6 protein-coding genes are annotated in these 11,986 nt (G+C 74.2%); 4 read left to right on the top strand and 2 right to left on the bottom strand.

Annotated elements, in window-relative coordinates:
- From ACZ45Z_RS30890 to ACZ45Z_RS30875, 4 genes are all read left to right on the top strand, one after another.
- The coding region (locus ACZ45Z_RS30890) for a type I polyketide synthase (protein ID WP_468369431.1) at window positions 1-5,601 on the top strand (5,601 nt) is incomplete at its 5' end.
- Window positions 5,598-6,380, top strand: a complete 783-nt coding sequence (locus ACZ45Z_RS30885) for a thioesterase II family protein (RefSeq protein WP_468369428.1) — start codon at window positions 5,598-5,600, stop codon at window positions 6,378-6,380. The genes ACZ45Z_RS30890 and ACZ45Z_RS30885, both read left to right, overlap by 4 nt.
- An 83-nt stretch (window positions 6,381-6,463) precedes the next feature.
- Window positions 6,464-7,321: a glycoside hydrolase family 16 protein gene (locus tag ACZ45Z_RS30880; protein ID WP_468369426.1), complete on the top strand. Its 858-nt coding sequence runs from the start codon at window positions 6,464-6,466 to the stop codon at window positions 7,319-7,321.
- Window positions 7,318-8,892 carry a prenyltransferase gene (locus ACZ45Z_RS30875; RefSeq protein WP_468369424.1) on the top strand — a complete coding sequence of 525 codons (1,575 nt, stop codon included), beginning with the start codon at window positions 7,318-7,320 and terminating at the stop codon, window positions 8,890-8,892. The genes ACZ45Z_RS30880 and ACZ45Z_RS30875 overlap by 4 nt, the downstream gene beginning before the upstream one ends.
- Window positions 8,893-8,991: 99 nt before the next feature.
- Here ACZ45Z_RS30875 and ACZ45Z_RS30870 read toward each other — a convergent pair whose 3' ends face one another.
- Both ACZ45Z_RS30870 and ACZ45Z_RS30865 read right to left on the bottom strand, forming a co-directional pair.
- Window positions 8,992-10,236, bottom strand: coding sequence for a cytochrome P450 family protein (locus ACZ45Z_RS30870; RefSeq protein ID WP_468369422.1), 1,245 nt, complete (start codon window positions 10,234-10,236; stop codon window positions 8,992-8,994).
- Window positions 10,237-10,358: 122 nt separating this feature from the next.
- Window positions 10,359-11,855, bottom strand: a complete 1,497-nt coding sequence (locus tag ACZ45Z_RS30865) for an MFS transporter (protein ID WP_468369419.1) — start codon at window positions 11,853-11,855, stop codon at window positions 10,359-10,361.
- Window positions 11,856-11,986: the final 131 nt, after the last annotated feature.

Below are 11,986 nucleotides of genomic sequence, written 5' to 3'. Positions count from 1 at the left end.
GGTGGTCCGGGGCAGGGGAGTTATGCGGCGGCGAATGCGTTTTTGGACGCGTTGGCGCAGCGGCGGCGGGCGGAGGGGTTGCCCGCCACCTCCCTCGGCTGGGGCCTGTGGGCCGAATCCGGCGGTATGACGGGCGAGTTGACCGAGACCGATCGGCACCGTCTGAGCCGGTCCGGTGTCCGTGGACTGTCGACGGAAGACGGCCTGGCGCTGTTCGACGCCGCCTGCGCGACGGACGAGACGCACCTGGTGCCGATCCGGTTCGACATCCCGGCACTGCGCGCGGAGGCCGGCTCCGGGGACGTACCGGCCATGCTCCGCGGGGTGCTACCGACGCCCCTACGGCGAGCCGCCACGGACGCCCCGGATTCCGCCACGCGGCAGTCCCTCGCACAGCGCCTCGCCGCGCTGCCCGAAGAAGAGCGGGACGACGCCGTCCTGCGCCTGGTCGGTGAGCGGACCGCGGAGATCCTGGGCTATGCCGGGCCGGAAGCGGTACCCGCCGAACGCGCCTTCAACGAGCTGGGCTTCGACTCGCTGACCGCCCTTGAGCTGCGCAACCGACTCAACGCGGCGACCGGACTCCAACTGCCCGCGACGCTGGTCTTCGACCACCCCACGCCCGAGGCGCTGGCCCGCCACCTCACCCGTGAAGTCACCGGCGCCGACGACACCAAGGCCGAGGACACCAAGGCGGGCGGCACTGCCCTCGCGCCGGCCTCCGCGTCCGCGACCGTCGCCACACCAGCCGCGGACGACGACGACCCGATCGTCATCGTCTCCATGGCCTGCCGCTATCCGGGCGGCGTACGCACCCCCGAAGAGCTGTGGCAGCTCGTCGCCTCCGGCAGCGATGTGATCTCCGACTTCCCCGCCGACCGCGGCTGGCACACCGAGGACCTCTACCACCCGGACCCGGACCACCCCGGCACGACCTATTCCTGCGAAGGCGGATTCCTCTACGACGCGGGCGACTTCGACGCCGCGTTCTTCGGGATCTCGCCGCGTGAGGCGCTGGCGATGGATCCGCAGCAGCGGCTGCTGCTGGAGACGTCCTGGGAGGTTCTGGAGCGGGCGGGGATGGATCCCCGGTCGCTGCGGGGCAGCCGTACGGGGGTCTTCACCGGCGTGATGTACCACGACTACGGCAGCGGACTGGACGACGTACCCGAGGACATCGAGGCGTTCCTCGGCAACGGCAGTGCGGGAAGTATCGCCTCGGGCCGGGTGTCGTACGCGCTGGGGCTGGAGGGCCCGGCCGTAACGGTGGACACGGCGTGTTCGTCGTCGCTGGTGGCGATGCATCTGGCGGCGCAGGCGCTGCGCACCGGCGAGTGCACCCTCGCACTGGCCGGCGGCGCGACCGTGATGGCCACCCCGGGAACGTTCGTCGGCTTCAGCCGCCAGCGGGGCCTCGCCGCCGACGGCCGCTGCAAGGCGTTCGCGGACGGCGCGGACGGCACCGGCTGGGGCGAGGGCGTCGGCGTGGTGTTGCTGGAGCGGCTCTCGGACGCCCGGCGCAACGGCCACGAGGTGCTGGCCGTGGTGCGCGGCAGCGCCGTCAACCAGGACGGCGCCAGCAACGGCCTGACCGCGCCCAACGGGCCCTCCCAGCAACGCGTCATCCGGCAGGCCCTCGAACACGCCCGGCTCGGACCGTCCGACGTCGACGCGGTCGAAGGGCACGGCACCGGGACCACACTCGGCGACCCGATCGAGGCCCAGGCGCTGCTCGCCACCTACGGCCAGGGGCGCGAGGACGGGCACCCGCTGTGGCTGGGCTCACTGAAGTCCAACATGGGCCACACGCAGGCGGCGGCCGGGGTGGGCGGTGTGATGAAGATGGTGCTGGCCCTGCGGCACGGTGTTCTGCCCAGGACGCTGCATGTGGACCGGCCGTCCCGGCATGTGGACTGGTCGGCGGGCGCGGTGTCCCTGCTGACCGAGCGGATCCCGTGGCCGGAGACCGGACGGCCGCGCCGCGCCGCGGTGTCCTCCTTCGGAATCAGCGGCACGAACGCGCACCTCATCCTGGAGCAGCCCGCCCCGGCGGAATCGGCCGCGGAGGTGACGGCGCCCGACGGGCCCGACGCGCCCGACGCGCCCGCCGGACCGCCGGCGGTCCTCCCGTGGATCCTGTCCGGCAGGACGCCACAGGCCCTGCGCGAACAGGCCGCGCTGCTCGGGGAGTTCCTGAGGGAGCGGCCGGAGAGCGGGGCGGCGGACATCGGGTTCTCGCTCGCCACGACCCGTACCGCCTTCGAGCACCGTGCCGCGGTCGTCGCCGAGGACCGGGCCGGTGCCCTGGCGGCGTTGGCGGCCCTGGCCCAAGGGGAGACCGGGCCCGGAGCCGTCCGGGCGACCGCCGCCGCGACGCCCGGCGGCCGGACCGCGGTCCTCTTCTCCGGACAGGGAAGTCAGCGCGCCGGCATGGGCGCGGCGCTCTACGCGGCCTTCCCCGTCTACGCGCGGGCCTTCGACCAGGCGTGCGCCCACCTCGACCCGCATCTGGAACGGCCGCTGCGCGAGGTGGTGTTCGCGGAACCCGAGTCGCCGGACGCCGCGCTTCTGGACCGCACCCAGTACGCGCAGCCCGCCCTGTTCGCCGTCGAGGTCGCGCTCTTCCGGCTGTGGGAGAGCTGGGGACTGCGGCCGGATTCCGTGGCCGGGCACTCGATCGGAGAGCTGGCGGCGGCACATGTCGCCGGGGTGTTCGACCTGGCCGACGCGGCCCGGCTGGTGGCGGCCCGGGGCCGGGTGATGCAGGCCCTGCCCGCCGGCGGCGCCATGATGTCCCTCCAGGCGGCGGAGCACGAGGTGCTGCCCCTGCTCGCCGGACGCGAAGGGGAGGTGGCCGTCGCGGCGGTGAACGGCCCGACGGCGGTGGTCGTCTCAGGTACGGAACGCGCCGTCGGCGACCTCGCCGCCCACTTCGAGGCGCTGGGACGCAAGACCCGCCGCCTGCGCGTGAGCCACGCCTTCCACTCGCCGCTGATGGACCCGGCGCTGGAAGAATTCCGGCAGGTGGCCCGCGAAGTGACCTACCACGCCCCGCGTATCGCGCTGGTCTCGGACGTCACCGGTGAGACCGCTTCGGGCGGGCAACTGAGCGACCCCGAGTACTGGGTGCGCCACGCACGCGAGGCGGTGCGCTTCGCGGACCAGGTGCGCACGCTGACCGAGCGGGGGGTGACCACGTTCGTCGAGGCCGGACCGGACGCGGTGCTGGCCGCCCTGGCCCGCGAGAGCCTGAGCGGGGACGCGGTGGTCGTACCGAGCCTGCGCCGGGACCGGCCGGAGGCCCAGGCACTCGCCACCGCCCTCGCCGAACTCCACGTCAGCGGCGTACGGCTGGACTGGGACGGCGTCTTCGCGGGGAGCGGCGCGCGGCGCGTGGGGCTGCCGACCTACGCGTTCCAGCGGGAGCGTTACTGGCTGCTGTCCGGCACGGCCGGTACGGACGCCGGGGCCGGCCGGGGCGGTGCGCCGCTCGCGCCCGAACCCTCGACGGCCGCCGTACGCCCGGACCGGGCGCCCGAGGACCGCTTCTGGGAGGCCGTGGCGGACCGCGATCTCGGCGCCCTGGCAGGCGTGCTGGACGTCGACTCCGTACGCGAGGAGCCCTCGCTGAAGGCCGTGCTCTCCCTGCTGTCCGACTGGCGCGCCTGCCGCAGCGGGCCGTCGGCCGTGGCGGACCGGGCCGGCGCGGGCGCGGCGGCGGAACCGGGCGCGGACTGGTACCACCGCATCGCCTGGCATCCGCTGACCGACCCCGCCGCCGTGCCGGGCCCGGCCGGCACCTGGCTGGTCGTCGCCCCGGCCGACCGCCCGGGCGACACGGTGGCGGGCACGGTCGCGGCGCTGGAGGAGGGCGGCGCCGAGGTCGTGCTGGTGGAGCTGGACGGGGAGTCGGACGGCGGCCGGCCGTCCGACGACACGGGACAGGCCGGCCGGGACGGCGCGCCCACGGTGGCCGCCGCCTCCCTCGCGGACCGGCTGCACCGTGCGGCCGGCGGACGGGCGATCGCCGGAGTGCTCTCGCTGCTCGCACTCGCCGAGGGCGAGCGGCCCGGACACCCCGGCACCGCCCGAGGCCCGGCCCTCACCCTGGAACTGCTGCGCACCCTCGACGACCCGGAAGTGCCGGGCGCCAGGGCGCCGTTCTGGGCGGTCACCCGCGGCGCCGTGTCGGTCGGCCGCTCGGACCGGCCCGCGGACCCGGCCCAGGCGCAGACCTGGGGGCTGGGCCAGGTGGCGGCCCTGGAGGCGGCCGAACGCTGGGGCGGCCTGGTCGATCTGCCCGCGTGCCTGGATCCGCGGGCACGGGCCCGGCTGCGTACGGTGCTCACCGGCGCGGGCGGAGAGGACCAGGTGGCGCTCCGGCCGTCCGGGGCGTACGCCCGGCGCCTCGTACGGGTCCCGCAGCCCCGTGCCGGCGCCACCCCTGCCTGGACACCACGCGGTACGGCACTGATCACCGACGCGACGGGGGCCGAGGGCCCGCACCTGGCCCGCTGGCTCGCCCGCGCCGGGGCCGAGCACCTGGTACTGGTCGGGCCGCAGGGCACCGACGGCCTCGGTCAACTCGCGGACGAGCTGATCGCATCGGGGACCGACAGCACGGTCGCCCACTGCGATGTCCGCGACCGGGCGGCGCTGTCCGCGCTCCTGGACTCGCTGGCCGCGAGCGGCCGGCCGGTGCGTACGGTCGTGCACACGACGGGAACCCCGCCCTCGGCCCCGCTGAGCGCCACCCCGCCCGACCTCCTGCCCGACGTCCTGTCGGCCGGCGTCAAGGGGGCCGAGCACCTGGCCGAACTGGTCGACCGCGACGCCCTGGACGCCTTCGTCGTCTGCTCCTCCCTCGCCGGCACCTGGGGCGTCGAGGGTTGGGGCGCCCGCGCCGCCGCCGACGCCCATCTCGACGCCTGGGCGCGGCGGCAGCGGGAGCTGGGGCTCCCGGTGACCGCCGTCGCCTGGGGGCCGTGGGCCACGAGCACCTCCGACGACGCGGCGGGGCCGCAGGCACCCGACGTACGCGAGGGACTCACGCCGATGCCCCCGGAAGCCGCCGTCCGCGCGCTGCACCGGATCCTTGACGAGGGCCGCGCCGAGTGGGTGGTGGCGGACGTGAACTGGGAACGCCACCTCCCGGCGCTCCTCGCGGGCCGCGTCAGGCCGCTGCTTCGCGAACTGCCGGAAGTGCAGGATGAGTTGGCCACCCGCGCCGCCACGCACGCTGACGGCGCGGACCCGGCGGCGCCAGGGCGGCTCGCCGGCCCCTTCACCGCAACCCCCGACGAGCTGCGCCGGCGCCTGGACCAGATGCCCGAGGAGGAGCGGCCGGCGCTGCTGCTGGAACTGGTCCGGGCCCGTTCCGCCGCCGTGCTCGGCCATCGCGACCCGCAAGCCGTCGGTGCCGACGAGGACTTCCTGGACATCGGCTTCGCCTCCATGACCGCCGTCGAACTGCGCAACCAGCTCGTCGCGGACACCGGCGTGGACCTGCCGCCCACCTTGATCTACGACTGCCCCACACCGGCGGCCCTCGCCGCGTACCTGCTCGAAGAAATGCACGATCTGAAGGAGCCCGCTTCATGACCACCTCCGCGACGGCGTCCGCGACCCACCGCGCCAACCCCTGGATCCATCGCTACCACCCGGCTCCGGACAGCGCGCTGACCCTGGTCTGCTTCCCGCACGCCGGGGGCTCGGCCACCTTCTACCACCCCGTCTCCCGCGCCCTGTCACCGCAGGTGGACGTGGTGGCCGTGCAGTATCCGGGACGTCAGGAGCGGTACGGCGAACCGGCGATCGACAACCTGTCGGACCTGGCCGCCCGCGCCCACGAGGCGCTCGCGCCCCTGGCCGACCGACCGCTCGTCCTGTTCGGCCACAGCATGGGCGCGATCGTCGCCTTCGAAGTGGCCCGGCGCATGGAGCGGGAGGCCGTCGCGGCGCCCGTCGCGCTGTTCGTCTCCGGCCGCCGGGCACCGTCCCGCCACCGCGGTGAACTCGTCAGCGAGGGCGGCGACGCGGCGCTGATCCGCGAGCTGCGGCTGCTGCGCGGCACGGACCCCGCGGTGCTGGACGACCCCGAGATCGTCGAAATGATCCTCCCCGCGCTGCGCGCCGACTACAAGGCGATCGAAACCCACCGCTGCCCGGCGGACGCGGCGGTGAGCTGCCCGGTCACCGTGCTCACCGGCGACGCCGATCCGCACACCACCGTCGAGGAGGCCCGGGCGTGGTCCCACCACACCACCGGGGCCTACGACATCGAGGTCTTCCCCGGTGGCCACTTCTTCCTCGCGGACCGGTCCGAGGACGTCATCGGCGCCGTCGCCCGACGCCTGCGGACGCTCGCCGCGGCGGTGTGACGCCCAGGGGCGCCCGCCCGGCGCGCCGACCCGTCCAGCCCACCCGTGCCGCCGGCCACGGCCCGGCACCCGGAAAGGAATCCATGAGCGAGAGCACCCTGCACCGGCTCGCCCCGGCACCGGCCGGATGGCGAGTCATATGGCAGGACACCTTCGAGGGGGACCAGGGCGCGCCCCCCGACCCGGAGCGCTGGCGGGTCGTCACCGGCAGCCCCTTCGGCGCCGGAGTGGAAGAGCACACCGACGACCCCGCGCACGTCTCCCTCGACGGCGACGGGCATCTGCGCCTGACCGCGACATACGACGCCGGGGCCGGCACGGACGGCACCGGGGGCCGGTACCGGGCGGCGTGGATCGAGACCCGGCGGGAGGACTTCGTTCCGCGCCCCGGCGGTGCGCTGCGCATCGAGGCCCGCGTACGGACCGCCCCCGGCAGCGGCCTCGACTGCGCCCTGTGGGCCTGGGGCACCCCACTGCGCCACCGCGGCGACGAGGACCCGGTACAGGCGTGGTACCGCGCGGGCGAGATCGACGTCTTCGAGGTGCTCGGCTCCGAACCCGACTCCGTCTGGGGCGCCGTCCACTCCCCGGAGTGCCACCAGATCCCCTCGCTCGGGATGGGCGCCCCCACCACAACCGGCGACGGCAGCGCGTTGAGCGCCCGCTTCCACACCTACTCGGCCGTCTGGCGCCGGGACCCCGACTCGATCACCTGGGCCCTCGACGGCCGCGAGTACCTGCGGCTCACCCCCGAGGACACCACGCGCAAGGGGTGGCTGTTCCACCAGCCCGTCTTCTTCTGCCTGGCCCTCATCATCGACAGCCCGGGCGGACCGGTCCCGCCGGGCACGCCGGACCCGTCCGCGCTCCCGTCCTCGCTGCTCGTGGACCGCATCACCCTCTTCGAAGAGACCGAACCGACCGACGGGACACAGCCGTGAACCAGCCCCCCACACCGGACCTCCACCCGCTGATCACCCAGTTGGTGAACGCTGTCCGCCAGGACACGACGGGCGCGCTGGGCCCCTCGGTCTACGAGACGGCCCGGCTCACCGCGCTGGCACCCTGGCTGCCGGGACACACAGCGAGGATCGGGTTTCTCCTCGAACGGCAGAACCCGGACGGCAGTTGGGGCGGACCGGACGGCTACGCGCTGGTGCCCACCCTCAGCGCGGTCCAGGCCCTGCTGGTCCTCCTCGCCGACGACGGCCGCGCGGCGCTGCCCGTCTCACGGGAAGCCGTCGTCACCGCGGCCGAGCGGGGGCTGGCGGCCGCGGCCGCGGTGCTCGACAAGAGCGAGCAGCGGGCCGTGCCGCCCACGGTCGTCTACTTCATGATCATTCCGGCGCTGATCGAGGACATCAACGACCGTCTGGCCACGCTGCCTTCCGGCACACCCGGGACCGCCGTGCCCCCGCTGCCGCTGCCGCACGGCATGACCGACGCCGTCCTGCGCCAACTGCGGGCCGACGCCTGGCGCAACCCGCTGGCCGGCCACTACCTGGAGATCGTCGGCCCCCAAGCCGTCAACGCGGCCGAAATGGAGCCGGTCGACGGGGCCGTGGGCTGCTCGGCCGCGGCGACCGCGGCCTGGCTGGGACCCGCCGAGCCCGCCGACCCCGACCACCCGTCCGTACGCTTCCTCACCGCGACACAGGCCCGGCTCGGCGGCCCGGTACCCGCCATGACCTCCCTCACCTACTACGAGCGGGCCTGGATCCTGGGCAACCTCGCCACCGCGGGCGCCCCCGTCGACCTGCTCGCGCCCCTCGCGCAGGGGCTGCCGCCCGAGGTCGGACGGTCGGGGGCGCCGACCGCACCGGGCTTCGCGTACGAGGCGGAGACCAGCGCCATCGTCCTCACCGCGCTCGCCCACCTCCACGCGCCGGAAGAGCCCCACTATCTGTGGCAGTACGACGCGGGCAGCCACTTCATGTCCACCATCCCGGAACACCAGCCGTCCCACACCACCAACGCCCACGTCCTCGAAGCGCTCGGCGCCTACGCGGAGCGGAACCCCGCCGACGCCGCCCGCTACCACGACGCCGTCGCGCGGATCGCCCGCTGGCTGGGGGAGCGGCAGCAGCCGGACGGTAGCTGGTCGGACAAGTGGCACGCCTCACCGCTCTTCGCCACCGCCCGCTGCGTGCTCGCCCTGCACCGGTATGCCGGGCCGGAGTCCGCCGGGACGGTGGACCGGGCCGTCCGCTGGGTGCTGCGCGGTCAGCACGACGACGGGTCCTGGGGGCACTGGGGCGGCACCGCGGAGGAGACCGCGTACGCGGTGCGGATCCTCCTGGACACCCGCGCCACGCGGGACGGCGGCGAGGTGCGGACCGAGGAGGACCACGAGGCCGAGCGCGCCGCGCTGCGCGGCCGCGACTACCTCCTGCGGCACGGCCTGGGCGACCGCCACCCGCCGCTGTGGATCGGCAAGGAGCTCTACGCTCCCGCCCACCTCGTCCGGGCGGCCGTCCTGGGCGCGCTGGTGGCGGCACAACGGCTCACCTGACGGCGCCGGGGGGGGGGGGGGGGGGCCCCCCCCCCCCCCCCCCCCCCCCCCCCCCCCCCCCCCCCCCCCCCCCCCCCCCCCCCCCCCCACCGCCGCGCGTTACACGCGGCGCAGTCGTACCGGCAGCGACCGGAGCCCGCGAATGAGCGTGCTCGACCGCCACCGCAACTCCCCAGGGGCGAGGGCCGGCTCCATGCCGGGGAACCGTCCGAGCAGGGCGTCGAAGGCGATCCGTGCCTCCAGCCGGGCCAGCGGCGCCCCCAGGCAGCGGTGGATTCCGTGCCCGAACGCCAGATGGCCGCCGGCCGCGCGGGAGATGTCGAGGTCGTGCGGGCGGGCGAAACGCTGCGGGTCGCGGTTGGCGGAGGCCAGGGACAGCAGGACGAAGTCCCCGGCGGGGATGTCCACGTCACCGATGCGCACGGGCTGCGTGGCGCAGCGGAACGTGGCGTGCTTCAACGGGCCCTCCACACGCAGGAATTCCTCCACCGCCAAGGGCAGCAGCGACCGGTCGGCGAGCAGCTTCTCCCACTGGTCGCGGTGCGCCATCAGATGGAACATCCCGTTGCCCAGGGTGTTGACGGTGGTCTCATGGCCGGCGACGAGCAGCAGGAACACCATCGAGAGCAGCTCGGTCTCGCTCAGCCGGTCCTCGTCGTCGCGCGCCGACACCAGCGTGGACAGCACATCGCCGGACGGCTCGCGGCGCTTGCGCTCGATGAGTCCGCGCAGGTACTGGGTCAGCGCGGTCGACGCGGCGGCCGCCGCTTTCGAAGTCCCGCCGCAGACCAGCGCCCTGGACCAGGAGCTGAACGTCGGCGCTTCCTCGGCCGGGACCCCGAGCAGCAGGCAGATCACCCTGATGGGCAGCGGAAACGCGAAGGCGTCCAGCAGATCCACCACCTCCCCGTCGGGCAGGGCGTCCAGCAGCTCGTGCGTGAGGCGTTCGATGTCGGGGCGGAGGCGTTCGACGGCGCGGGTGGTGAAGACGCCGTTGACCAGCCGGCGCAGCCGGGTGTGGTCCGGGGGGTCGCTGTGCAGCATGTGCGTGGCGAGCGAGGCGGAGAAGGCGCCGCGCTTGTCGCTGTCCGGCGCGTTCCGCGCGAACAGCGGGTCGGTTCTGCGCAGATCGGTGCTCAGCCGGGGGTCCGTCAGGGCCGCCCGCACCGTTTCGTAGCCGGTGACGACCCACACCGGCAGGCCGCCGCAGACCGGGAGGTCGGGGGGAAGGATCACCTGGTGCGCCGGACCGTCGCTGTGCAGTTCGCGGTAGAGGGAATGCGGGTCCTGCATGAACGCGGCGTCGAGCTGTCGGAGGGGTGACCGGGCCGGACTCTCTGACATGTGGCACTTCCTCGGCTCAAAGAGATGGCCGCCCCACCGGGACACAGGGAGTCGGTGGGGCGGCCGGGGACAGCCGCTGGGCCGGGGGAACCCGGCGACTGCTGGTTTTCGGTGCGGTGTGGTCAGTTACCCGGGGAGAGCTGCTTCTCGGCGGGCTCGGGTGGTGCCTGCGCCGGAGCCGGCGTCCGCAGGTCGACATTGATCAGGGCGGCCGCGACAACCGCTGTGACCAGCAGGATTCCGGCGGCCCACAGGCTCGCCACCGCGTATCCGTGCACGGTCGCCTCCGCGGTGGCCGCGGTGCCGTGCGCCCGCGAGGCCATGGCCGTGGCCGTCACACTCGTCGCGATGGTGTTGAGCAGCGCCGTCCCGATCGAGCCGCCGATCTGCTGCGAGGTGCTGACGAACGCCGAGACGACACCGACATCGCCGGGCGGCACCTTGTTCGTCGCGATGTTGACGCAGGGCGTCATCACCAGGCCCAGCCCGGCGCCGAGCAGGATCTGGGTCGGCAGCAGCGTGGAGGCGTACGAGCTCTCCGGGGTCAGCCGACCGAGGTTGAACAGTCCGGCCGCGGCCAGCAGCAGCCCCGGTGCCACCAGCAGCCGCACCGGCACCCGCGGCATGAGCCGGGCGGTGACCTGGGTCGTGGTGAGCACCGTCGCCAGGGTCGCCGGGAGCAGCGCCAGCCCGGCCCGTGCCGGTGAGTAGTCCATGACGACCTGGAGTTGGTACGTCATGATCAGGAACAGCCCGAACATGCCGACCATGGCCAGCGCGATGGTGAGGAAGCCCCCGGCGCGGTTGCGTTCGGTCAGGACCCGCAGCGGCAGCAGGGGATCTGGCACCTTGGCCTGCAGCACGACGAAGACGGTCAGCAGCACCAGGGCGGCCACCAGCAGGCCGACCACCCGGCCGGCCCCCCAGCCCTCGTCCGCGGCCTCGCTGAAGCCGTAGACCAGCGCGACCATGCCGCCGCTGGAGAGCACCGCGCCGGGGATGTCGATCCGCGCGCCCCGCTGGGCCGGCAGGCCGGGCAGCAGCAGCCATGCGCCGATGGCCACCACGATCCCGATGGGAACGTTGACGTACAGACACCAGCGCCAGTTGAGGTACTGGGTGATCACACCGCCGCACAGCAGCCCCAGCGCCCCGCCGGCGGCGGCCACCGAGCTGAAGACACCGAACGCCTTGGCGCGCTCCCGGGGTTGGGTGAACGTCGTGGTGAGCATCGCCAGTGTCGCCGGGATGAGGAGTGCGGCGAAGAGGCCCTGCGCGGCGCGGGAGCCGACCAGCACCGCGGCGTTCGGCGCGGCACCGCCGGCGGCGGAGGCGACGGTGAAGCCGGCGACCGCGATGACGAACGCCCGTTTGCGGCCCACGAGGTCACCGATCCGGCCGCCCAGGAGCAGCAGTCCGCCGAAGGCGAGGGTGTAGGCGGTGATCACCCACTGGCGGTCCGCGTCGGACATGCCCGTCGCCCGTTGGGCCCAGGGCAGGGCGATGTTCACGATCGTGGTGTCCAGCATGACCATGAGCTGGGCGATCCCGATCACCGCCAGGCCCCACCACCGGAAGCGCGCCGGCCTCGGGTTCGAGACCGCGGTCGCTTGCGTCATGTCGGCTCCTCTTTCTTCTCCACGCGCTCGTTGCCGCAGGCCGGCGCGGCACCAAGCTGCGGTGGCAGCAGTAAACCCCAATATATTAACCGAGTCAAGATATGAACTTGGTCATCTCCTTGACTCGGTTA

The sequence above is a fragment of the Streptomyces sp. NPDC031210 genome, from assembly GCF_055570395.1.
This window is presented reverse-complemented; position numbering and strand designations above follow the sequence as displayed.

Coding starts and splice junctions, on each gene's coding strand:
- ACZ45Z_RS30885 (WP_468369428.1), top strand. CDS start 5,598: ATGACCACCTCCGCGACGGCGTCCGCGACCCACCGCGCCAACCCCTGG.
- ACZ45Z_RS30880 (WP_468369426.1), top strand. CDS start 6,464: ATGAGCGAGAGCACCCTGCACCGGCTCGCCCCGGCACCGGCCGGATGG.
- ACZ45Z_RS30870 (WP_468369422.1), bottom strand. CDS start 10,236: ATGTCAGAGAGTCCGGCCCGGTCACCCCTCCGACAGCTCGACGCCGCG.
- ACZ45Z_RS30865 (WP_468369419.1), bottom strand. CDS start 11,855: ATGACGCAAGCGACCGCGGTCTCGAACCCGAGGCCGGCGCGCTTCCGG.